This is a genomic window from Micromonospora sp. LOL_023 (assembly GCF_048060115.1).
In the GTDB taxonomy this organism is placed as follows: Bacteria; Actinomycetota; Actinomycetes; order Mycobacteriales; family Micromonosporaceae; genus Micromonospora_E.
On sequence record NZ_JBHMIM010000003.1, the window covers coordinates 111368 to 134365 of the forward strand.

Annotated in this window: 21 protein-coding genes; 16 read left to right on the forward strand and 5 right to left on the reverse strand. The window is 71.5% G+C overall.

The features are described 5' to 3' along the window. Window positions 1-74 precede the first annotated feature (74 nt). From ACFHVL_RS02830 to ACFHVL_RS02850, 5 genes are all read left to right on the forward strand, one after another. Complete coding sequence (locus ACFHVL_RS02830) at window positions 75-968, forward strand: fructosamine kinase family protein (protein ID WP_416625247.1); 894 nt, start codon at window positions 75-77, stop codon at window positions 966-968. Between the two features lie 48 nt (window positions 969-1016). Then, window positions 1017-2048, forward strand: a complete 1032-nt coding sequence (moaA, locus tag ACFHVL_RS02835) for a GTP 3',8-cyclase MoaA (protein WP_416625249.1) — start codon at window positions 1017-1019, stop codon at window positions 2046-2048. Window positions 2049-2050: 2 nt separating this feature from the next. Then, window positions 2051-2308 (forward strand): MoaD/ThiS family protein, encoded by a 258-nt coding sequence (locus tag ACFHVL_RS02840; RefSeq protein ID WP_416625371.1) that lies wholly within the window; start codon window positions 2051-2053, stop codon window positions 2306-2308. A 15-nt stretch (window positions 2309-2323) separates the two neighbouring features. Further along, on the forward strand, window positions 2324-3589 hold the full coding sequence (locus ACFHVL_RS02845; RefSeq protein WP_416625251.1) for a metallophosphoesterase: 1266 nt from the start codon (window positions 2324-2326) through the stop codon (window positions 3587-3589). 93 nt (window positions 3590-3682) lie between these two features. Further along, complete coding sequence (locus ACFHVL_RS02850; RefSeq protein WP_416625253.1) at window positions 3683-6922, forward strand: UvrD-helicase domain-containing protein; 3240 nt, start codon at window positions 3683-3685, stop codon at window positions 6920-6922. Between the two features lie 169 nt (window positions 6923-7091). On the opposite strand, the gene ACFHVL_RS02855 is transcribed toward ACFHVL_RS02850, so the two are convergent. Beyond that, window positions 7092-8039: an EamA family transporter gene (locus tag ACFHVL_RS02855; protein ID WP_416625254.1), complete on the reverse strand. Its 948-nt coding sequence runs from the start codon at window positions 8037-8039 to the stop codon at window positions 7092-7094. 167 nt (window positions 8040-8206) lie between these two features. Between ACFHVL_RS02855 and ACFHVL_RS02860 the strand changes: the two genes are divergently transcribed. The 5 genes from ACFHVL_RS02860 to ACFHVL_RS02880 all read left to right on the forward strand — a co-directional run bounded on the left by ACFHVL_RS02860 (window position 8207) and on the right by ACFHVL_RS02880 (window position 13970). Beyond that, a complete protein-coding gene (locus tag ACFHVL_RS02860) occupies window positions 8207-9151 on the forward strand; it encodes an LppU/SCO3897 family protein (RefSeq protein WP_416625256.1) in 945 nt (314 codons plus the stop codon). Between the two features lie 216 nt (window positions 9152-9367). Continuing rightward, the gene (locus ACFHVL_RS02865) at window positions 9368-10186 is read left to right on the forward strand and encodes an LppU/SCO3897 family protein (protein WP_416625258.1); all 819 of its coding nucleotides are present in this window, start codon (window positions 9368-9370) and stop codon (window positions 10184-10186) included. A 169-nt stretch (window positions 10187-10355) separates the two neighbouring features. Then, on the forward strand, window positions 10356-11612 hold the full coding sequence (locus ACFHVL_RS02870) for an AAA family ATPase (protein ID WP_416625259.1): 1257 nt from the start codon (window positions 10356-10358) through the stop codon (window positions 11610-11612). A gap of 55 nt (window positions 11613-11667) precedes the next feature. Next, a complete protein-coding gene (locus ACFHVL_RS02875; RefSeq protein ID WP_416625260.1) occupies window positions 11668-12219 on the forward strand; it encodes a DoxX family membrane protein in 552 nt (183 codons plus the stop codon). A 254-nt stretch (window positions 12220-12473) separates the two neighbouring features. Continuing rightward, window positions 12474-13970, forward strand: coding sequence for a glycosyltransferase 87 family protein (locus tag ACFHVL_RS02880; protein WP_416625262.1), 1497 nt, complete (start codon window positions 12474-12476; stop codon window positions 13968-13970). On the opposite strand, the gene ACFHVL_RS02885 is transcribed toward ACFHVL_RS02880, so the two are convergent. From ACFHVL_RS02885 to moaC, 4 genes are read right to left on the reverse strand one after another with little or no spacing between them, the layout of a single operon-like run. Continuing rightward, window positions 13957-14388, reverse strand: coding sequence for a molybdenum cofactor biosynthesis protein MoaE (locus ACFHVL_RS02885; RefSeq protein WP_416625264.1), 432 nt, complete (start codon window positions 14386-14388; stop codon window positions 13957-13959). The two genes, ACFHVL_RS02880 and ACFHVL_RS02885, sit on opposite strands and share 14 nt — an antisense overlap. After that, complete coding sequence (locus tag ACFHVL_RS02890; RefSeq protein ID WP_416625266.1) at window positions 14385-15611, reverse strand: molybdopterin molybdotransferase MoeA; 1227 nt, start codon at window positions 15609-15611, stop codon at window positions 14385-14387. The genes ACFHVL_RS02885 and ACFHVL_RS02890 overlap by 4 nt, the downstream gene beginning before the upstream one ends. 39 nt (window positions 15612-15650) lie before the next feature. Then, window positions 15651-16175: a MogA/MoaB family molybdenum cofactor biosynthesis protein gene (locus tag ACFHVL_RS02895; protein ID WP_416625268.1), complete on the reverse strand. Its 525-nt coding sequence runs from the start codon at window positions 16173-16175 to the stop codon at window positions 15651-15653. Continuing rightward, complete coding sequence (gene moaC, locus ACFHVL_RS02900; RefSeq protein WP_416625270.1) at window positions 16172-16663, reverse strand: cyclic pyranopterin monophosphate synthase MoaC; 492 nt, start codon at window positions 16661-16663, stop codon at window positions 16172-16174. Before moaC ends, ACFHVL_RS02895 begins: the two co-directional genes overlap by 4 nt. A gap of 443 nt (window positions 16664-17106) precedes the next feature. Between moaC and ACFHVL_RS02905 the strand changes: the two genes are divergently transcribed. The 6 genes from ACFHVL_RS02905 to ACFHVL_RS02930 are packed head-to-tail and all read left to right on the forward strand — an operon-like array spanning window position 17107 to window position 22961. After that, the gene (locus ACFHVL_RS02905) at window positions 17107-19638 is read left to right on the forward strand and encodes a putative bifunctional diguanylate cyclase/phosphodiesterase (protein WP_416625272.1); all 2532 of its coding nucleotides are present in this window, start codon (window positions 17107-17109) and stop codon (window positions 19636-19638) included. A 23-nt stretch (window positions 19639-19661) separates the two neighbouring features. Continuing rightward, window positions 19662-21116: a glycosyltransferase 87 family protein gene (locus ACFHVL_RS02910; RefSeq protein ID WP_416625274.1), complete on the forward strand. Its 1455-nt coding sequence runs from the start codon at window positions 19662-19664 to the stop codon at window positions 21114-21116. Then, window positions 21026-21535, forward strand: a complete 510-nt coding sequence (locus ACFHVL_RS02915; RefSeq protein ID WP_416625276.1) for a fluoride efflux transporter FluC — start codon at window positions 21026-21028, stop codon at window positions 21533-21535. Before ACFHVL_RS02910 ends, ACFHVL_RS02915 begins: the two co-directional genes overlap by 91 nt. Further along, entirely contained in the window at window positions 21532-21903 is a 372-nt protein-coding gene (locus tag ACFHVL_RS02920; RefSeq protein ID WP_416625278.1) for a fluoride efflux transporter FluC, read from the forward strand. Before ACFHVL_RS02915 ends, ACFHVL_RS02920 begins: the two co-directional genes overlap by 4 nt. Window positions 21904-21957: 54 nt before the next feature. Then, window positions 21958-22590, forward strand: coding sequence for a phosphoribosyltransferase (locus ACFHVL_RS02925; RefSeq protein ID WP_416625279.1), 633 nt, complete (start codon window positions 21958-21960; stop codon window positions 22588-22590). Window positions 22591-22616: 26 nt separating this feature from the next. After that, a complete protein-coding gene (locus tag ACFHVL_RS02930; RefSeq protein ID WP_416625281.1) occupies window positions 22617-22961 on the forward strand; it encodes a zf-TFIIB domain-containing protein in 345 nt (114 codons plus the stop codon). The last annotated feature ends 37 nt before the right edge of the window (window positions 22962-22998 follow it).

Below are 22998 nucleotides of genomic sequence, written 5' to 3' on the forward strand. Positions count from 1 at the left end.
CTCCGTATCGAGGGTAGGGATCGGGATCGGTGGGTCCGGCGAGGTCCCGGCGCGGCACGGGCTACCGTGCGGCCATGGATCTGGCGTACCTGCGGGCCCACCCGGAGCACCTGCCGACGTTCCTCACCCATCAGCGGATCCGGGAGACGCCGGTGGCCGGCGGCAGCATCTGTACGGCGAGTCGACTCACCCTCGACGACGGCAACTCGGTGTTCACCAAGTCCTGGCCGGAGGCCGCCGGCTCGCCGGCCCCGGAGGGTTTCTTCACCACCGAGGCTGCCGGGCTGCGGTGGTTGGGCGCGGCCGGCGGGGTACCGGTTCCCGAGGTGATCGTCGCGCTGCCGCAGCTGCTGGCCCTGGAGTGGGTCGAGCCTGGTGAGCCGGACGCCGAAGCCGCCGAGCGCTTCGGCCGCGAGCTGGCGGTCACCCACCGGGCCGGGGCGCGGCGGTTCGGGGCGGACTGGCCCGGCTTCATCGGCGCCCTGCCGCAGGACAACACCCCGGCCGCGGAGGGGTCGTGGTCGGCATGGTTCGCGCAGCGCCGGCTGCTGCCGTACCTGCGGCTGTCGGTCGACAACGGCGCGCTCGCTGCGGCGGACGTCGCCCTGGTCGAGCAGTTGATCAACAAGATCGACGGGTACGGCGGGGACGAACCGCCGGCCCGGGTGCACGGTGACCTGTGGCCCGGCAACCTGCTGTGGGCGGCGGACGGCCGCTGCCGGCTGGTGGACCCGGCGGCGCACGGCGGGCATCGGGAGACCGACCTGGCGCAGTTGTCGCTCTTCGGCGGGGTGCCGCACCTGGACCGGATCCTGTCCGGCTACCAGCAGCAGTGGCCACTGGCGGACGGCTGGGCGGCCCGGGTGCCGGTGCATCAGCTGCAGTTGTTGCTGGTGCACACCGCGCTGTTCGGGGCGGCGTACCGGTCGGCGGTGGCCGCTGCGGCCCGCACCGCGCTGCGCTGCTGACCTACGCGCCGAAACCCGCCCGTCGGACCGGCGCGCTACCGTCGGCGCATGGACTCGAGCGTACGGCCCGACGACGGCCGGCTCATCGACCGGTACGGACGGGTCGCCACCGATCTGCGGGTGTCCCTGACCGATCGCTGCAACCTGCGCTGTTCCTACTGCATGCCGCCGGAGGGTCTGCCCTGGCTGCCCAGCCCGGACATCCTGACCGACGACGAGGTGATCCGGCTGATCCGGGTCGCGGTGCGGCTGCTCGGGGTACGCGAGGTGCGGTTCACCGGCGGTGAGCCGCTGCTGCGGCCGGGTCTGACCCGGATCGTCGCCGCCGCGGCGGCGCTGCGGCCCCGGCCGGTGCTGTCGCTGACCACCAACGGGATCGGTCTGGACCGGCTGGCCCCTGGGCTGCGCTCGGCGGGCCTGGACCGGGTCAACGTGTCCTTGGACACGCTCGACGGGGAGCGGTTCGCCCGGTTGGCGCACCGCCGGCGGCTGCCGGACGTCCTCGCCGGGCTGGCTGGCGCGGCGGCGGCCGGGCTGACCCCGGTGAAGATCAACGCGGTGCTGCTGCGCGGCGTCAACGACGACGAGGCCCCGGCACTGCTGCGGTTCGCCCTCGCCGCCGGCTACGAGTTGCGCTTCATCGAGCAGATGCCCCTGGACGCGCAGCAGTCCTGGGACCGCGCGCAGATGGTCACCGCCGCCGAGATTCTGGCCGCGCTGCGGGCCGAATTCGACCTGCTGCCGGATCCGGTCGAGCGGGGTGCCGCACCGGCCGAGACCTGGCTGGTCGGGGGTGTCACCGGAGTGCAGGGCCCGGCGCGGGTCGGCGTGATCGGCACGATCACCCGGCCGTTCTGCGGCGACTGCGACCGGGCCCGGCTCACCGCCGACGGTCAGGTGCGGGACTGTCTGTTCGCCCGGCACGAGTCGGACCTGCGCGGCGCGCTGCGCTCCGGTGCCGACGACGACGAGTTGGCGCGCCGGTGGCGGGTGGCGATGTGGGGCAAGCGGGCCGGGCACGGCATCGACGACCCGTCGTTTCTGCAGCCGACCCGGCCGATGTCCGCGATCGGCGGTTGACCATGGCAGCAGGGCCGTCGGTGACGGTGCGCTACTTCGCCGGGGCGCGGGCGGCGGCCGGCCGCGCCGAGGAGTCCGCCCCCGCCGGCCTGGACCGGGCCGGCTTCGTAGCCGAGTTGACCAGCCGGCACGGCGACCAGCTGGGTCGGGTGCTGTCGGCGGCGAGTTTCCTCGTCGACGGCACGGTCTGGCATGATCGTCACGCACCGTTGCCGGCCGGTGTCACGGTCGACGTGCTGCCACCGTTCGCCGGCGGCTGAGAAGGAGCCGCGCCTGTGCTCGCCGTACTCGGGTTCGTCGCAACGCTGACGCTGGTCACCGGCCTCATCCACTTCTACCTGTGGCGGCGGTTGGTCCGCGACACCACCCGGCCGGGACGGTCCAGACGAGCCGGCAGCCTGCTGGCCCTCGGGCTGGCGGTCCTGGTGCCGACGACCATGGTGAGCACCCGCTCGGCCGGGATGTCCTGGCTGGCCTGGCCGGGCTACGTCTGGCTGGCGGTGATGTTCTACCTGCTGGTCGTCCTGGTCGTGCTGGAAGTGCCGATGCTGGTGGTCCGGCTCGTCGGGCGCACGCGCGGCCGGCAGGTCGGCACGCTGGACTCGGTGCCGGTGACCGCCCCGGCCGCCGCGGCGGCCGGACCACCGCCGACCGAACTGCCCGGCGGCCGCCCGGCCGACGACGTCGTGCCCGACCCCAGCAGGCGGCTGCTGCTCGCCCGGGGCGTCGCGGTCTTCGCCGGGCTGACCGCCGCTGGCGTCACCGGCTACGGGGTGCGCACCGCGCTCGGCCCACCCCGGCTGGACCGGGTACGGATCCCGCTCGCCCGGCTGCCCCGCGCGATGGACGGCCTGCGGATCGCCACCGTCTCCGACATCCATATCGGGCCACTGACCGGGCCGGCGCACACCGCCCGGATCGTGGAGCTGATCAACAGTTTGGACGCCGACCTGGTCGCCGTGGTCGGCGACCTGGTCGACGGCACCGTCACTGAGCTCGGCAGCAGCGCCGCCCCGCTGGCCGACCTGCGCTCCCGCTACGGCAGTTTCTTCGTCACCGGCAACCACGAGTACTACTCCGGTGTCGAGGAGTGGGTCGCCGAGGTGAACCGGCTCGGCCTGCAGGTACTGGTCAACGAACGTCGGGAGATCGTCACCTCGGGCGGCGTACTCGACCTGGCCGGGGTGAACGACGCGACCGGGGAAACCGCCGGGGTCTCCGGGCCACTGGCCGGCCCGGACTACGACCGGGCACTCGGTGACCGGGATCCGGGCCGCCCGGTGGTGCTGCTGGCCCATCAGCCGGTGCAGGCCCAGGAGGCCGCCCGCTACGGGGTCGACCTGCAGCTCTCCGGGCACACCCACGGTGGTCAGCTCGTGCCGTTCAACCTGTTGGTGGGGCTGGTGCAGCCGGTGGTCTCCGGCCTCGGCTCCGTCGACGGCACCCAGGTGTACGTGACCAACGGTGCCGGCTTCTGGGGGCCGCCGGTGCGCGTCGGCGCGCCGCCGCAGGTCTCCCTGGTGGAGCTGCGGGCCGGCTGACCGAGTACCGAGCCGGGCGAGTGAGAGTCACGTCTCGTGTGTTTCCGAGCGTGGCGACACGCCGAACGGCCTGCCGTCGTGGCAGGATGCGGCGTGCCCCCGTACCGCGCCGTGCCCTCCCCCGGCTCCACGGGTCCCGGATCCTTCGTCGCCGACCTGCACATCCATTCCCGGTATTCGCGTGCCTGCAGTCGCGACCTGAACATGTCGAACCTGGCCTGGTGGGCCCGGCGCAAGGGCGTCAGCCTGCTCGGCACCGGTGACTTCACCCACCCGGCCTGGTTCGACCACCTGCGTGAGTCGCTGCGCCCGGCCGAGCCGGGGCTGTACCGGCTCAGCCCCGAGGCCGAGCGGGACGTGGCCAGACGGCTGCCGCCCCGACTGGCCAGCGAGGCCGAGTCGAACCCGGTGCGGTACATGTTGAGCGTCGAGATCTCGACGATCTACAAACGGGACGACCGCACCCGGAAGGTGCACCATCTGATCTATCTGCCCGACCTGAACGCGGTTGCCCGCTTCAACACCGCGCTGGGGCGGATCGGCAACCTCGGCTCGGACGGGCGGCCGATCCTCGGCCTGGACTCCCGCGATCTGCTGGAGATCACCCTGGCGGCGAGCCCGGATGGTTATCTGGTGCCGGCGCACATCTGGACGCCGTGGTTCTCCGCGTTGGGCTCCAAGTCCGGCTTCGACGCGATCGCCGACTGCTACGCGGACCTGGCCGAGCACATCTTCGCGGTGGAGACCGGGCTCTCCTCGGATCCCGCGATGAACTGGCGGGTGTCCCACCTGGACAAATATCAGTTGGTGTCGAACTCCGACGCCCACTCGCCGCCGGCGCTGGCCCGGGAGGCCACCGTGCTGGACAGCGCGCTCGACTACTACGCGGTACGCGAGGCGCTGCGCACCGGAGACGGGCTGGTCGGCACGATCGAATTCTTCCCCGAGGAGGGCAAGTACCACGCCGACGGGCACCGCAACTGCGGCGTCAACTGGGCACCGGAGCAGACCCGACAGACCGGCGGCAACTGCCCCGAGTGCGGCAAACCGCTGACCATCGGCGTACTGAGCCGGGTCGCCGACCTCGCCGACCGGGCCGACGGGCACCGGCCGGCGAACGCCAAGCAGGTCACCCACCTGGTGGCACTGCCGGAGATCGTCGGCGAGATCAACCGGGTCGGTGCCCGGTCCAAGACCGTCGAAGGCCAGGTCGTCAACCTGGTCGCCACGCTCGGCTCGGAGCTGGACATCCTGACCAAGGTCCCGGTCGACGACATCCGCCGGGTCGGCGGCGAGCTGCTCGGCGAGGCGATCGAGCGGCTGCGCCGCGGCGACGTCCGCCGGGTGCCGGGCTACGACGGCGAGTACGGGGTTATCACGATGTTCGCACCCGAGGAGTTGGCCGGCGGGGCCGGCAGCCAGCCGGAGGCGCTGTTCGACGTACCGGCGCAGCGACCGGCCGGCGAGCCGACAGCCGCGGGCGGACCGGCCCCGGCCGCGGCCCGGCGCGGCACCCGAGCCGCCAGCGCGGGACGACCGGTGCGGACCGGCCGGGCGAGCGCGGCGCCGGCCGCGCCCCCCATTCCGCCGCCGCCGGCGCCGTCGCCACACGAGCCGTTCGAGCCGATGCTGGCCGGGATGGAGGAGGTCGGCACCGGGCTGTTGGACCGCCTCGACGCGATGCAACGGGTCGCCGCGTCGGCACCCGGCGGGCCGCTGCTGATCGTGGCCGGCCCGGGCACCGGCAAGACCCGCACGCTGACCCACCGGATCGCCTACCTCTGTGCCGAGCTCAACGTCTACCCCGAGCGCTGCCTGGCGATCACCTTCACCCGCCGGGCCGCCGAGGAGCTGCGGCACCGCCTCGACGGGCTGCTCGGGCCGGTGGCCGAGGACATCACCGTCGCCACGTTCCACTCGCTGGGCCTGACCATTCTGCGGGAGAACCCGAAGGCGGCCGGGCTGGCGAAGGGCTTCCGGATCGCCGACGACACCGAACGGGCCCAGGCCCGCGCCGAGGCCGGCGAGGACGACGCCGCGTACGCCAAGCTGCTGCGCGCCGCCGACCTGGTCGACCTCGACGAGTTGGTCACCCTGCCGCTGCGGTTGCTGCGCGACGACCCCAAGTTGGTACGGCGGTACCGGGACCGCTGGCGGTGGATCTTCGTCGACGAGTACCAGGACGTCGACGCGGATCAGTACGAGTTGCTGCGGCAACTCAGCCCGGCGGACGGCAACCTGTGTGCGATCGGCGACCCCGACCAGGCGATCTACTCGTTCCGTGGTGCGGACGTGGGCTACTTCCTGCGCTTCTCCGAGGACTTCGTCGACGCCCGGCTGGTGCGGCTGGCCCGCAACTACCGGTCGGCGGCACCGATCCTGGCAGCCGCGGTGCAGGCCATCGCCCCCAGCTCGCTGGTCCGTGGCCGACGGCTGGAGCCGGCCCGACTGGATCCGCAGGCACCGCTGATCGGCCGGTATCCGGCCGGCACCGCCGCCGAGGAGGCGGCGTTCGTGGTGCGCACGGTCGACGAACTGGTCGGCGGGGTGTCGCACCGTTCGTTGGACTCAGGGCGGATCGACGGGCAGTCGTCGACGGTGTCGTTCTCCGACATCGCGGTGCTGTACCGCACCGACGCGCAGTCCGGGGCGATCGTGGAGGCGCTGACCCGCGCCGGGGTTCCGGTGCAGAAGCGGTCCCACAACCGGCTGCGGGACCGGCCGGGGGTGACGGCGATCGCCCGGGAGTTGCGGCACACCGACGCGGCGGCGGAGCCCTCGCTCGCCGCCCGGGTCCGGCTCGCCGGCCAGGTCCTGGCCGACCGGCTGACCACGCCGACGCTCGACTCGGCCGCCGGCCCGCACCTGGTCCCGGCGGACATCTGGTCGGCGGTGGAACTACTCGGCCCACTGGCCCGGCGCTGCGGCGACGACCTGCCGATGCTGCTGTCGCTGTTGGACACCGGCGCCGAGGTGGACGCCATGGACCCCCGGGCCGAGGCGGTCACCCTGCTCACCCTGCACGCCGCCAAGGGCCTGGAGTTCCCGGTGGTTTTCCTGGTCGGCTGTGAGGACGGGCTGCTCCCGTTGCGCTTTCCGGGCACGACCCCCAGCGAGGACGAGGTGGCCGAGGAGCGCCGGCTGTTCTTCGTCGGGCTCACCCGGGCTCAGGACCGGCTGTACGTGTCACACGCCGGCCGGCGGGTCCGGCACGGTCAGGAACGGCCGATGCGGCCGACGCCGTTCCTCGACGCGATCGATGCCGGCCTGTTCGACCGGCTGGGCGAAGAAGGTCCGCGTCGTCCGAAGGATCGCCAACTGCGGCTACTGTGACCATCGACGACTGTCGCTTGGCCGACAGGCGCTGGCCACACATTCATACGAGTGACCCTTGGCTCGAGTCTGACTACCATGAGTCAGCGGCCCCGGATGCTCTTCCGCGGCACGGTCTTCGGCGACGTCGACATCCGGGGACACATCCTCGGGATCCGCGACGGCCGGGCTACCCCCTTCGTCCGCTGAACCGGGGCCGGTTCAGCCGGGGTCGTTCGGTGGTGACCACCAACGCCACCCCGACGACGATCACCAGACCGCCGAGCAGCACCCGGGGAGTGATCGGCTCGGCGACGAACAGCGCGCCGAGGGCGACCGCGACCGCCGGGTTGACGTACGCGTAGGTGGCCACCAACGAGATCGGCGCGTTCTGCAGCAACCACACGTACGCGGTGAAGGCGATCAACGACCCGGCCACCAGGAGGTAGACCAACGCCGCCCACGATCTCACCGAGACCTGAGCCACGTCGAAGCCGCGCAGCTCGCCCCGCAGCGCCCCGATCGCCAGCAGCGCGGCCGCGCCAGCGGCCATCTGGTAGACGGTGGCGACGAACGCGTCGGACGGCATGCTGATCCGGCTGGAGATGAACGAGCCGGTCGACCACGAGGTGGCGGCCGCCAGCACGAGCAACGCGCCGGAAAGTGGCGCGGCGGCGGCACCGGTCGGAGCGACCAGGACGACCAGCCCACCCAGGCCGACGAGCACCCCGGCGACGGTCGTCGGCCGTGGCCGGTCCCGCACAGCCAGCCGGAGCAGCACCACCAGCAGCGGGACGACCGCCACCAGCAACGCGGCGATGCCGGACGGCACGGCGACCCCCGGCGGACCGGACTCGGCCAGCATCACCAGTCCGTTCCCACCGGCGAGCAGAAGGACCCCGACCAGCGCCGCCCCCACGAGTTGCCGGCCGGTGACCCGCAGCGCACGTCGACCGTGGCGTACCCGCAGAATCGCGGCGAGCAGCACCGCCGCCAGCCCGAACCGGGCCCCTGCCGACACCATCGGTGGCATCGTCTCCACCACCACCCGGATCGCCAGGTAGGTGGATCCCCAGACGATGTAGACGATCAGCAGGGCTGACCAGACCATCGCCGGTCGGGTTGCCGACACGCCCACGGAGTCGGCAACTGTCGACCCGGCAAGTCCGCCCGAATCGGGCGGAGCTCCGGGAGTTGGCGTACTTCGGGGAGGTGAGCTCATGGGGTGCTCACGCTACGGTGGCGTCATCACCGCCAGGCCAAGCGGGTGACCAGATCGACCCGCGCCGTGCAGGAGGACAGGACATGTCGCAATACGGACCGCCCGGCGGGCCGTACCCGGATCAGCAGCCGGACCGGTGGGCTGACCGACACGCGCCGGAGCCGTTCCGGGAGCCGTCAGACCCGTGGGGCGGGAACGACCCCTGGGGCGGTACCCCACCCCCCGCCGGGCCACAACAACCCTGGCACGGCGAGAACGACCCCAACTGGCAGGCCGGCCAACCCCCGGCCGCGCAACCCGACTGGCAGGCCGGCCAACCCCCGGCCGCGCAACCCAACTGGCAGGGGTACGGGCAGCAGACGTCGGCGGGTGACCAGAACTGGCATTCGGCGACGCAACCGGCGCCGGGGTGGGCGGGTGCCGCTGAGCAGACCTGGCAGCAGCCCGGGGCCGGCCAGCACCAGCAGCCGCCGGCAGCGCCAGCCTGGGAGCCGACAGCGGCACCGGGCCGGCCCGGCAAGAAGAGCGGCGGCGTGAGCGGCGCGCTGCTCGCGGTGGTGATCGGCTTGGCGGTGCTGCTCTGTGGCGGCGGCGCGGTCGGGATCTACCTGATCAACCGGGCCGAGCCGCAGAACGGCGGGGAAGGACTGGCGGTGCCGACGACGGACCCGCAGGTCGACCCGGCCGTGGTGCCGTCGGCTGGCACCGACCCCACGCCCGAACCAGTCCAGGACGACGACCCCACCCCGGCACCGACACCGACGGCGTCGAACGACGCCCGTTTCGTCACCGTCGGCCAGTGCGTGCGCAACGAGGCCGACGGTGAGGAGGACGACGCGACGCCGGTGTTGGCCATCACGGAATGCGACGCCGGCGCGTACGAGGTGCTCGCCCGCTTCGATGGGGTCACTGAGGGTGAGGAAGACGCGAAGACGAAGTGTGCCGACGTCACCGGCTACACCAACTGGTACTTCTTCAACAGCCAACTCGACGCGCTCGACTTCGTACTCTGTCTCAAACAGCGCTGAGCTGCGACGGCGCCAGGAGCTGAGTGGTTCGGCGGCTAGTGCGACGATGCCCGGGACGCCAGTCGCGCCGGCCGGGACCTGTCGCCCCGCCCACGTCCGACCTGCCGGCCGGCCGGCAGTTGGCGACCGTTGGTTACCGTGCTGAGTAGCACGGTTGTTCCGCGCTACGCTGCCAGACCACCTCGACCCCGCTGCAGCGACGACGCTAGGGAGATCATGTCCAGCTACGGTCCGCCGGGCCACCCCGGTGCGGGACAGCCCGACGACCCCGCCGGCCAACCCGGATATCCGCCGCCCGGTCAGGCCTTTCCGCCACCGCCCGGGTATCCCTCACCGGGCGAGTATCCGGCCGGTGGCGGCTACCCACCCCCGGGTGCGCAACCGGTGTCCGGCGGCGGCTACCCCGATCCCACGACGCCGTACCAGTCGCCTTATCAACCGGGTGGGCAGCCGGGCTTCCCACCGCCGACCTCGGGTGGCGGCGGCTACCCCCCGCCGCCGGGCTCCGGGGGTGGCTACCCGCCGCCACCGCCACCCGGTTGGGGTCCGCCACCGCCGGGAATGCCAGGCGGTCAGCCGCCGAAGAAGTCACGGGTTGGGCTGATCATCGGGCTGGTGATCGGCGCGGTGGTGCTACTGGTGCTCTGCGGCTGCGGTGGCCTCGTGGCATTCGCCGTGGCCAACGGCGAGACCAGCACCGCGAGCGGTCCGGTCGAGTCGCCGTCGGTGGGCACGCCGGCCGAGTCGCCGGACGACGATGCGGAGTCCGGCGTGCCGCCGACCGAGGACGGTGACACCGTTGGGCTGATCGTGGTCGGCGACTGTGTCGTCAACGACGGCACGGATTCCGACGCGGTGCTGCGCAAGGTCGCCTGCGAGCCGGGCTCGTACGAGGTGCTCGCCCGCATCCCGCTGACCACCGACACGGAGCGCTGTGACGATCCGGTCTTCGGCCACGAGGACACCGACACCACGTACGTCAACGACAGCGACCAGGCGATCCTCGACTATGTGCTCTGCATGAAGGAGCTCTGAGCCGGCGAAGTTCCCTGCTCGGGCCGGCCGGCTGGCCGCACCCGCTTCGGCAAACTAGGGCTCTCTAGCATCTAAGCTAGAGAGCCCTAGTTTGCAGTCGAGAACGACACGATCGCGTCTTCTAGCTGGATCTAGCGATCACGCTAGATGAGCCGATACGGTGCCAGACGTGGACCCGATCCGGAACCCGTACGCCCCCGGTGCCGGCCAACGCCCGCCGGAGCTCGCCGGCCGGGGCCGCGAACTCGACGTCTTCGACGTCGTGTTGGAACGGGTCGCCCGGGGCCGCCCTGAACGCAGCCTGATGCTCACCGGCCTGCGCGGTGTCGGCAAGACCGTCCTGCTCAACACGCTGCGGTCGCAAGCCATCAGCCGGCTGTGGGGCACCGGCAAGATCGAGGCCCGGCCGGACCAGTCGCTGCGCCGACCGGTCGCCGCCGCCCTGCACATGGCGGTACGCGAACTCGCCCCCCGGCATCGGGCACCGGAGCGGATCGACGACTTCCTCGGCGTACTCAAGGCCTTCGCGTTGCGCGCGAACCCGGCGGCCGCCGGCGGACGTGGTGCCGCGCTCCGGCTGCGCGACCGCTGGCAGCCCGGCATCGACGTGCCGACCGCCACCGGTCGGGCCGACTCGGGTGACATCGAGATCGACCTGGTGGAGCTCTTCACCGACGCCGCGGCGGTCGCCACCGACGTCGGCACCGGGATCGCGCTGTTCATCGACGAGATGCAGGATGTGGGCACCGACGACGTGTCGGCGCTCTGCGCGGCCTGCCACGAACTGTCGCAGCTCGGCGGGCCGTTGATCGTGGTCGGCGCCGGACTGCCCCACCTGCCCGCGGTGCTGTCCGCCGCGAAGTCCTACTCCGAGCGGCTCTTCCGCTACCAGCGCATCGACCGGTTGGACCGGGTCGCCGCCGATCAGGCGCTGACCGCACCCGCCGTTCGCGAGCAGGTCGAGTACGAGGCGAAGGCCCTCGACCTGTTGTACGACAAGTCGGGCGGATACCCGTACTTCGTCCAGGCATACGGCAAGGCGACGTGGGACAACGCGCCGCGTTCACCGATCACCGCCGCCGATGTACGGATGGCCGCGCCCGAGGCCGAGGCGGAACTGGCGGTCGGCTTCTTCGGCTCCCGATTCGAGCGCGCGACACCGGCCGAACGCGAGTACATGCGGGCGATGGCGTCACTCGCTGGTGCCGCCGACCCGTCCGCCACGGCGCGGGTGGTCGATGATGTCGACCCGGACGCGGCGGTGCCGACCGCCGAGATCGCCCGATCGCTGGGGCGCAAGCCGGCCAGCCTGTCGCCGGCCCGGGACGCGTTGATCAAAAAGGGCCTGATCTATTCGGGCGAACGCGGCACGGTCGCCTTCACCGTTCCGCACTTCGGCCGCTACCTGCGCACCCAGCCCGGTTGAGTCGAGCATCCGGGTTTGCGGCATAGCGGACCGGCCAAGCGGGTACGAATGAAGCATGAGACCCGTACGTACCGCTGCCCGCGCCCTACTCAGTGGCATCTTCCTCGTCAGTGGCGCCCGCGCGGTGGCCAACCCTGCGGCGTACGTCGACCGGGCGAAGCCGGTCACCGATCAGGTCGGACCGATGCTCGGCCGCGCCGCACCACGAGTGCCGACCGACCCCGAGAGCCTGGTACGGATGCACGGCGCCAGCCAACTCGTGGGCGGCATGCTGCTCGCGACCGGTCATTGCACCCGTCCGGCGGCCGCGGTGCTGGCTGCGTCGCTGGTGCCGACGACGATCGCCGGACATCCGTTCTGGTCGACCTCGGACCCGGCCGAACGGCAACTCCATCAGGTGCACTTCCTCAAGAATCTGGGACTTCTCGGTGGGTTGCTCCTCGCCGCGGCGGATACTAGGGGTCGCCCGGGCCTGCGGTGGCGGACCGGTCGAGCGGTTCGCCAGAGTCGCAGGTCGGTCCGGCGGGCGATGCACTCGGCCCGGCGGGACGCGCGGATAGCGGTCAGGTCCGCTGCCGTGGCCCGTCGGCTGCCCGGTGGCCGGTGATCCCGCGATGGCGGCCTGAACTGCCCCGATGCACGCAGCGTAGTCCGTAAATATCGGACTTCATATCTTAGTTTGCCATTGAGCGCTACGAATCATACGGAACACGCCACACTGCGTTAACGAGGTTGAAATGTCGCGAACTAGTGTGGGATCGGACACGGTAGGGTAACGCGCCCGGTGTCGGACGCCGCTGCGTTCTAGGCTCAGACGGGCGCTGAAGTTCTGGGCAACCGATAGCCGGGGGTGGGTATTTCATGGTGACGGACGTCCGGGACCGGGTCCGTCGTCTGGCTCCGCTACGCCGGGCCCACTTGGAGAAACTCCTTCGCGCCGGCCGTGGCGTCGAGCGGGGCACGCTGCTACGGATCGGTCTCGTCGCGCTGACCTGCTATATCGCGTGGCTGGCGATCGGCACCTTCGGTAGGCCGTACAACTTCTTCGACATGCGCATCTACCACGGTGCGATCCTGTGGTGGGCCAACGGCGGCGAGTTGTACGAGTTCATCGCACCGGAGACCACGCTCGGCTTCACCTACCCACCGTTCGCCGGGCTCACCATGCTGCCGATGGCGCTGGTGCCGATGATCACGGCCGGCTGGATCAACGTCGCCCTCGGCATCGTCACCCTCACCGCCGTACTCATGGTCCTGCTCGGTCCGATCGCGGACCGTTGTGGCTGGCCACGGTGGTTCGTCGTCGGCCTCGCGGTGCCCTTGGCCGTAGCCATCGAACCCTCCCGGGAAACCCTCGGGTACGGCCAGGTCAACCTGCTGCTCTTCGGCCTGGTCATCGCCGACCTGGTGGCGTTGCGCTGGCGGGCCGCGCCGGTGCCACACCGGCTGGCCGCTGGCGGCCCGCTGCGCCGGTTCTTCTTCAGCGGCATCTGGGCCGGCGCCGGCATCGGCCTGGCGACCTCGATCAAGCTGACGCCCGCGCTGTTCATCGTCTACCTGCTGGTCACCCGGCAGTGGCGGGCGGCCGCCGCCGCGATCGGCACCGGGGCCGCGGTCACCATCGGCGCGATGCTCATCGCCGCGGACGAGTCGGCGACCTACTTCACCTCCGTGCTGTGGGACACCAGCCGGGTCGGTGTGGCCGACATGACGCCGAACCAGTCGCTCGCCGGGGTACTGGCCCGGCTGTACGACTCGATGCAGACCCCCGGCCTGCTCTGGATCTCCTTCGCGTCACTGCTGCTCGCCCTCGGGCTGTCCCGGGCCGCCCACGCACACGCCGACGGCGACGAGTTGACCGCCTTCACCCTGATCGGCCTCACCGCCAACGTCATCAGCCCGATCAGCTGGTCGCACCACCTGGTCTTCGTGATTCCGGCGATCATCGTGCTGGCCGACGCGGCACTGCGCCGCCGCAGCGCCAGCCGGGGGCTCATCTCGCGCCGCACCTATCCGCCGACCGGCCCCGGGATCAGCGGGGTGGCCGGCCTGCGTACGCCGATCTGGTTCCCCGCGCTGACCGGCCTGCGGCACGCCACCGCCGCCGTCGCGCTGTACCTGCTGTTCCTGATCTCCCCGATCTGGCCGTACGAGCACCAGCTGCCGCAGGTGTCGCACTACCACGACGGGTTGTTCGGCGTCGTGATGGAGAACTCGCTCGCCTTGGCGCTGATCGCGCTCGTCGCGGCCCTGCCGTGGCGGCCGGGCGCCGAGCCGGCCTTCTACACCGATCCCCAGCCGCAGATCCGACACCGCCGAAAAGTTACCGGAAGCGCACAGTCGACTACGGGCAGTTGACCCACTCTTCGGTCCCGTCGGCGAAGATCTGTCGCTTCCAGATCGGCAACCGGGCTTTCGCCTCGTCGACCAGTCGGGCGCAGGCGGCAAAGGCCGCCGCCCGATGCGCGGTGCTCACCGCCGCGACCAGGGCCACGTCGCCGATGGCCAGCGGGCCCAGCCGGTGCGACACGGCGACCCCGTACACCGCCGGATCGGCAGCCACCTCCCGGGCCACCTCCCGCAGCACGCCGGCCGCGCCGGGATGGCCTTCGTACTCGAGCCGGGTCACCGTACGCCCGTGGTCGTGGTCGCGGACCACACCCTGGAAGGACACCACGGCACCGGCGCGCGAATCGGCCACCGCCGCCTCGTGCGCGGCCAGGTCGAGCGGTTCCGAGGTCACCGCCACCAGGGCAAGCCGGATCGGTACGGTCACGTCAGTCGCTCCCCGGGCAGCAGTTGCAGCGGTACGACAGACACTTCGTCGCCCGCCCGGCCGGCACCGCCGGGCGGTATCACCGCGAATCCGATGGCGGTCGCCAGGCCACGCAGCATCGCCGACCCGACGTGTCGCACCGGGTACACCATCCCGGTCACCGGATCCGCGCGTACCAGCGCCAGATGGGTGAAGTCGCCACGGCCCGGCACCGGCGCGCCCAGCCGGTGCTGCGGCAGCTGTGGCGCCGCCCGACCGTGCAGCCCGGCGAGCAGCGGCGCTACCAGCGACACCAGCGCCACGATCGCCGACTGCGGATTACCGGGCAGCCCGGCCACGAAACGGTCCTGCCCGTCGGCACCGGTCAACCGCGCGAGCAGCATCGGGAATCCCGGCCGGACCGCGACGGTGTTGACCACGTACTCGGTGCCGATCACCCGCAACGCGGCATGCAGGTGGTCGACCGGCCCGTGCATGGTGCCGCCGGTGGTGCAGACCAGATCGGCGCGCGACAACGCGGACCGTAGCTCGTCGACGTGGGCGTCGAGGGTGTCCGCGACCGGGCCGATCCCCACCGTGGCTGGCAGTTCGCAGCCGTAGCGACGCAGCCAGGCCGGCACGGCCGGGCCGAGCGCGTCGCGGACCCTGCCCGCCCCCGGCCGCCCGGTGGTCAGCAACTCGTCGCCGAAGACCAGCAGAGCGGCCTGGACGGGGCGGTGCACCAGCAGCGTGTCGTAGCCGCAGGAGGCGGCGAGACCGATCACCCCGGGGTCGACCGGAGTCCCGGCCGGCAGTAGCTCCTCACCGACGGACGCCTCCTCCCCCGGGTTACGCCACTCGGGTCGCGCCCGCGGCTCGCCACGCACCAGTCCCGCCGCGTCGGTCGTCGAATCCTCGACCCGCAGCACACTGGTGGCGCCCGGCGGCACCATCGCCCCGGTGGCGATCCGCACCGTGGTGCCGTCGTCGGTGAGTGCGGTCGGTACCGCCCCGGCGAGCACCTCGCCGACGATCCGCCAGGGCCCGCCGCCGCGAACCGCCCAGCCGTCGATGCTCGCGGTCGGGAAGGCCGGCAGGTCGGTCAGCGTGACCAGCGGGGCGGCGAGAGTGCGCCCGTCGGTCTGGGGCAACGGCAGTCGCCGGGCCGGCCGCCGGGCGGCCCGGCCGGCGGCGTGGCAGAGTTCGCGGGCCAGTGCCCAGTCGACGGGCGGGGTGGCGGTCACCGGGCGAGCCTATCCGGTCGGTAGTGACGCTCGGCCGGCTCAGCCACGTCGATGGTCGCCGCCGGCCAACTGGTCCAGCGCGTGCCGAAGGATCGGCCCGAGTACGGCGAGACCGTCGCGGGCACCGCCGGTGGAGCCGGGCAGGTTGACGATCAGGGTCCGATCGGCCACCCCGGCGGTGGCCCGGGACAAGGCCGAGGTCGGTACGGCTGATCGGCTGACCGCCCGGATCGCCTCGGCGATCCCGGGGATCTCGTAGTCGAGCACCGCCCGGGTGGCCTCCGGAGTCCGGTCGGTCGGGGTGATGCCGGTGCCGCCGCTGGTGAGCACGAGCACGGCGCCGGCCGCGATCGCCCGGCGCAGCGCTTCGGTGACCGGTGGGCCGTCCGGCACGACCACCGGCTCGGCCACCCGGCAGCCCAGTTCCCGCAGTCCGGCCACCAGCAGCGGCCCGCTGGTGTCGGAGTAGACCCCGGCGGCGGCCCGGTTGGAGGCGACGACCACCCAGGCGTACGGACCAGGGTCGGAGCCCGCCGGCTGACGACCCTGCGGTGACCCGGTCACGGCCGGTCCGCCGGTCGCTGCCAGTCGCCGGTCTTGCCGCCTTCCTTGGTCAGCACCCGTACCCCGTCGATGGTGGCCGCCGGATCGACCGCCTTGACCATGTCGATCAGGGTGAGGCCGGCCGTGGCGACGGCGGTGAGCGCTTCCATCTCGACACCGGTCCGGTCAGCGGTACGGACGGTGGCGACGATCTCCACCGCATCGTCGTGCAGGGTCAGGTCGACGGTGACGCCGTGCAGGGCGATCGGGTGGCACAGCGGGATCAGGTCGGGGGTGCGCTTGGCACCCATGATTCCGGCGATGCGGGCCACCGCGATCGCGTCACCCTTGGGCAGTCCGTCGCGGCGAAGCAGGTCGACCACCTCGGCCGTGGTCCGCAGCCAACCGGCTGCCACCGCGCGCCGGATGGTCGGCGTCTTGGTGGAGACGTCCACCATCCGTGCGGCACCGGCCTCGTCGACATGGGTCAGATTCTGCGCCTTGGTCACCTGAACGACCCTAGCGAGGGATAGCGCTGGGCGGTCACTCACCTGTGTCATCAAGGTGTGTGACCGCCGATCGACCACCCATCACCGGCAGCGTGGGCCGGCCAGGGCACGGGTAAGGGAGTGCCGGCAATTCCCTAAGGAAATCCTAAGGATACGAGCGAACGTGTTCGAAAGCGTTCCGTTTGCACCCAGGGACTCAGGGTGACAAACCATGCCAACGTTCACTTAATCTGCACATATGGACATTTATAAGTATGCAAACCGCATAACGCAACTTACGCTTTGCTCCAGTCGAACACAAAGAATCGGATCAAATCCGGTGAATCTTCTGGAGGAGGCGGAGATGCGCGCTCACGAGTGGCAGTGATCCCTGTTGTCAACGGGTCACGACGAGTAGTCTTGCGAGGCACGTGACGGCTTTCCAGTCGGAACCGGGAACGATTGTGACTCGCACGGACAGACGCGATGCTGAGACCGATAGGTGGCTGTTGCCACTCATCGGTCTCGTCGTCGTTTGCGCCTCTTTAGTCGGTATCGCGGCGCTTTACCTGGTCGCCGGCACGATGGCTCCGACCGTCACCGAACTCGCACTGATGGCCAGTCTCATCTTTCTCGCCGCAGTCGGATACACGGTCAAATGGCGGCTGCGGATCCGTTCCACCTCGCACGCCATCACCTGGGGCGAGACCGCGATCGTCATCGGGCTGGCCGTCGCCCCGGCCCCTCTGGTGGTCCTGTCCACCGGTCTCGGCGTCGGGGTCGTGCTGATCGTCCGACCGCTGCCGAGGATCAAGGCCCTCTTCGCCATCGCCAAGAACATGCTGATCGCCGCAGCGGCGGGCCTGGCCCTGCAGCTGCTCGGCTGGACCTCCCCGCCCAGCGACCTCGCCGGCCTGCTCGTGCCGATCGCGGTCGCCTACAGCGTCGCGGTGGTGATCGACGAGCTGCTGACCCTGCCCGTCATCGCTCTCGCCACCCACACCAATCTGTGGCGGCTGTTCCACGACGGCTGGGGCACCCGGGTGGTCAGCGCAGTCGTGCGGTACCTGCTCATCATCGGCACGTTGGCGATCCTGGTCGCCGATCAGTGGCTGCTGGTCGCGATCCCACCACTGATTCTCTGCATCCACCTGGCCCACGCCGGACAGGCCCGAGCCGGAGCCGACCAGCAGGCCTGGCAGCACCTCGCCCGCGCCACCGACGCGCTCAACGTGGTCGACCTCGACGCGGTGCTCTCCGCCGCGACGGTCCAGGCCGCCGAGCTGTTCTCCACCGACCGGGTCGAGGTCGAGCTCACCGAGCCGCCCCGACTCGTCCAGGGCAACAGCGACGGCGTGCGCTACGACGGCCGACCCGACAGCGCACCCGCCACCCCCACCCGCACCGTCATCGCCGTACCACTGGTCGGCCCGGACAGCGGGACCAGCGTCGGCACCCTGCGGTTGTGCTTCACCGGTCAGGTCAAGTTCACCGAACGGGAGCACTACACGCTGCGTACCTTCGCTTCCGCACTTTGTACAGCGGTACGCAACGCCTCCATGTACCAGGAGCTGATCCAGGTCGCCGCCCGGCACGCCCGGGAGGCAGCCCAGGATGCACTCACCGGACTGGCGAACCGACGTCGGTTGATGGAGCACGGCGCCGAGGTCCTCGGCCGCCGGCCAGCAGGCGGCATCACCGCCCTGCTGTTGATCGACCTCAATCACTTCAAGGAGATCAACGACACTCTCGGGCACGCCGCCGGGGACAAGCTGCTGATCGAGGTCGCCGGCCGACTTTCCAGCACCGCCCACGCCGGTGACATGGTCGCCCGGCTCGGCGGCGACGAGTTCGCCGTACTGCTGACCGGTCTCCCGGCCCCCGCGATCGCCACCCACCGGGCCGACACGCTGCTCGCCGCGATCTGCGCGTCGATGGAGCTCGACGGAATGCGGATCAACGTCGAAGCCAGCGGCGGCATCGCCGTGGCTCCCGGCAGCGGCGGCATCGCCGAGCTGCTGCGGCGCGCCGACGTCGCCATGTATCAGGCCAAACGCTCCGGCGGGCGGATCGCCACCTACACCCGTGGCCGGGACACCGCAGACTTCGGTCGGCTCGCCCTCGGCGGCGACCTGTCCCGGGCGGTCGCCCCACACGAGTTCAGCGTCAGCTTCCAACCGATAGTCGACCTCGGCACCGGTGACGTGATCGCCGCCGAGGCCCTGGCCCGCTGGCAGCACCCGGATCGCGGACGTCTCGACCCACGGCGTTTCCTGGAGACCGTCGAACGGTCCGGACTGCTTCCGGCATTCGCCGACGCCGTCCTCGACAAGTCCCTGACCGCGGCAGGCACCTGGGCCGAAGCCGGATTCGCCGTACCGGTCGCGGTCAACCTGTCGCCGCGCAGCCTGCTCGATCCGCGCTTTCCCAGCGCCGTTCTGGCCCGGCTACGCGCGCACGACATCCCACCCAGCCAGCTCATCCTGGAGCTCACCGAAACCCTCACCATCAGCCAACTCGAAGTCGTCGACCAGGTCCTCGGACAGCTCCGCGACGCCGGGGTCCGGCTGGCGCTCGACGAGTTCGGCACCGGATACTCGTCGCTGTCGATGCTCTCCCGCGTGCCGGTCCATGAGCTGAAGATCGCCCGATCTTTCGTGGCGGGAATGGAGACCTCCGCCGAAGCCGTCGCCGTCATCCGGTCGACGGTCGATCTCGGCCGCAGTCTCGATCTGATGGTGGTGGCCGAGGGCGTGGAGAGCGAGCCACAACGCCAGGCACTGTGGGCACTCGGCTGCACCGCCGGGCAGGGCCACCTGTTCGCCCGGCCGATGGCCGCCCACCGGCTGCTCACCGTGTTGCAGTGCGGATCCGGCGGGCGCCCGGGAAGCCTGGCGGGCCCGCTGCACGGCACCGGATCGGTCATCCGGCTGGACCAGTCGCGACGGGCCGGCCAACGCAACCGTACGGAAAAGATCCCACATCTGCCGGCCTGACCCCATCTGCCAGAATTTCCAGCGTGACCGCCGCGACCGCCGCAGACCCGGGCCAGCAGACCCGGCCAGGAGCGATCCGTCGACACTGGCAGTGGATCGACCGCCACGCAGGTGGCCTCACCGGCGATCTCGCCCTCTACCTGATCTCGACCGCCTTCACCGGAGTCATCGCGATCACCACGTCGCTCACCCCGCACCGGGCCTGGGCCACCGTCGCGATCATCGGCTACACCATCGCGACCGCCGCCGTGCTGGTCCAACTCGCCATCCACCGGTACGCCGGTACGCCGCTGCCGGATCGCGGGAACGCACCCACCGGGTCGGCCCGGTCCGCGCCGACCCGGGGCCAGGTCGGCGCGGCGTGGACCGGCGTCGCGGCCCGCTCCTGGCTCACCGGCGTCACCTGGGTCGCGGTGGCCGCCGTGCCGCTGGTGCTCCAGGCCGTACAGCGGGCCGGCGGACGGGCCGACCGGGCACAGGAAGAGGTACTTGTCGTCGAGGACGCCGGTGCCCGGCTGTTGGCCGACGGCAGCCCGTACCTGTCACAACAGCAGATCATGACGCTGCCCGCCGAGGACCAGCTCCTCGGCTACCTGCCGTACCAGCCAGGGATGGCGCTGTTCGGGATACCCCGGGCGCTCGCCGGCGTCAGTTGGTGGACCGACGCACGGGTCTGGTTCGCTCTCGCCACGATCGCCGCCCTCGGCGCGGCGATCGTCGTGTCGTACCGGCGGGTCACCACCGGCGGCGGCAACGCCACGCTGGTTCGCGCCGCGCAGCTCAGTTCGGTACTGCCGATCTACGCACTGACCCTGAGCACCGGCGGCGGCGACCTTCCGGTGCTCGCCCTGGCCCTACTCGCGCTGGTGCTGTGTGCGACCGGACGGTACGGCACAGCCGGCGCAGCGATCGGCGCGGCGGCCGCGCTCAAACTCTTCGCCTGGCCGATCCTGGTCGTGCTGCTCTGCCACGCCGCGACCCGCGGGCGGCACCCGCTTGGGCGGCTCGCCGTCTGCGGAATCGGGCTGCCGTTGCTCGCGCTGCTGCCGGCGGTGCTCGTGGACGGTGCCGCGGTAGCGCACAACGTGCTCGCATTCCCACTCGGTGACGGCGTGGTCGGCACTCCCGCCCAGTCGCCGCTGCCGGGTCAACTGGTCGCCGACTGGCTGCCCGGCGGACGGTTCATCGCCGGCGCGTTGCTGGTGACGGCCGGGCTCGTCATCGCGGCACGCCTGCTGCGCCGGCCACCGCGCACCGCCGCCGCCACCGCGCTGATCTGCTGGGTCGGTCTGCTCGCCGCGACCATGTTGCTGCCATCGACCCGGTTCGGCTACCTGCTGTATCCGATCGCGCTGCTCAGCTGGGTCCCCACGCTGCGGGCGGTCCAGTGGCCGACGCCGACACCGACACCGACCGGGACCGGGACCGGGACCGGGACCGGGACCGGGACCGGGACCGGGACCGGGACCGGCCGATGATGCCGGCCGGGTCGACCGCGCCCACCGTGCTCGCGGCGGTGGCCACCGGTGGCGCGCTCGGCGCCGCCGCCCGGTACGCGGTGGCGACCACCTGGCCACCCGCCGACGCTGGCTTTCCATGGGCCACCCTGGGGACCAACCTCGTCGGCTGCCTGCTGATCGCCGTACTGATGCGACTCGTCACCGCCCACCCACGACCGCACCGGTTGCTCCGACCGTTTCTCGGTGCCGGACTGCTCGGTGGGTTCACCACCTTCTCGGTCCAGACGCTCGAGACGACGAACCTGATCACCGCGGACCGGCCATGGCTGGCCGCCGGCTACGCGTTGGGCACCTTGGCCGGCGGCGTGACAGCCGTCTGGCTCGGCGGGACGGCCGCCCGGCCGGTCGCCACCCGCATCGCGCAGGCCGCACCGTGACGCTCGTCCTGGTGATGATCGGTGGAGCCGCCGGTGCGCTGGTGCGCTACCTCGTCGACCGGATCACGGTCGGGCTCGGCCGACCGAGCTTCCTGGGCACCTTCACCGTCAACGTCGTCGGGGCCACCGCGCTCGGCTTCCTGGCCGCAGTGGCAACGGTCACGGCCAGCTGGCTGGCCCCGTTGGTCGCCACCGGCTTCTGCGGGGCGCTGACCACCTACTCGACCTTCGCGTACGAGGTGGTCCAGCTCGCCGGCGGCTCCCGCCGGGCGCGGTGGACCGCCGCCGGCTACGCGGCCGGCACCCTCGGCGTGGGATTGACCGCCCTGGTCACGGGCCGGCTCGTCGCCAAACTGCTCAGCGGTTGATGGATTTGAGCTGATGGCAGGCGAGCTGCACGGATCCCGCGTACATCTAGAGGAATGGAGAGAGCGTACCGGGATCGCGACGATGCAGGCGAGACGCTTGCCCGCGAGTTGGCGCAGCTGACCGGCCGGCCCGACATCACCGTACTGGGTCTGCTGCGCGGCGGCGCACCGGTCGCGGCGGTGATCGCCCGCCAGCTCGGCGTACGGTACGACGTCCTGGTCATCCGCAAGCTCGGGCTGCCGTCGGCACCGGAGGTCGCCTTCGGGGCGATCGGGCCTGGTGGGGTACGCGTGTTGAACACCGAGGTCGCCCAGCGGCTCGATGCCGAGCAGATCGCGCAGGTCACCAGCGACGAGACCGCCGAGCTCCGCCGCCGTGAACAGCGGCTGCGGGGCGGCCGTCCGCCGCTCGACCTGGCCGGACGAACCGCCGTGTTGGTCGACGACGGGTTGGCCACCGGGGCGACGGCACGAGCCGCGGTGGCGGTGGCCCGAGGTCTGGGTGCCGCCCGGGTGATCCTGGCGGTACCGGTCGGCTCGGTCGAGGCGGTTGCCTCGCTGCGCGACGTCGTCGACGAGATCGTCTGCCCACTGCGGCCGAACGACTTCCGAGCCGTGGGCCAGTACTACCTCGATTTTCACCAGATTTCCGACGATGAAGTGACCCGACTGCCTGTCGGCGGGTGAAGACCGGAGCCGGTACCGTCGAACCCATGCAGATGAACTGTCCCAAGTGTCACGGAGCCATGCGGCAGTACGAGCGCAGCGGTATCACTGTCGACCAGTGCACCGAGTGTCGCGGAATCTTCCTCGACCGGGGCGAATTGGAGCGACTCCTCGACGCGGAGGCCGCCTGGAACGGCGGCCCTGGCGGCCAGCCCCAGCAGGCACCGCGGCCGACCGCGCCCCCCACCGGCGGATATCCACCGCCGGCACACCAGCCGGGCTACCCGCCGGCACCGGGCTACCCGCCGGCACCGGCCTATGGGCACCATGGCTACCACGGGCACTACCGGAACAAGAAGCAGAAGAGCTTCCTGAACCAGCTCTTCGACTGACCCAGCCGCCTACCGGCTGGTCGATCAACTGAGTCTC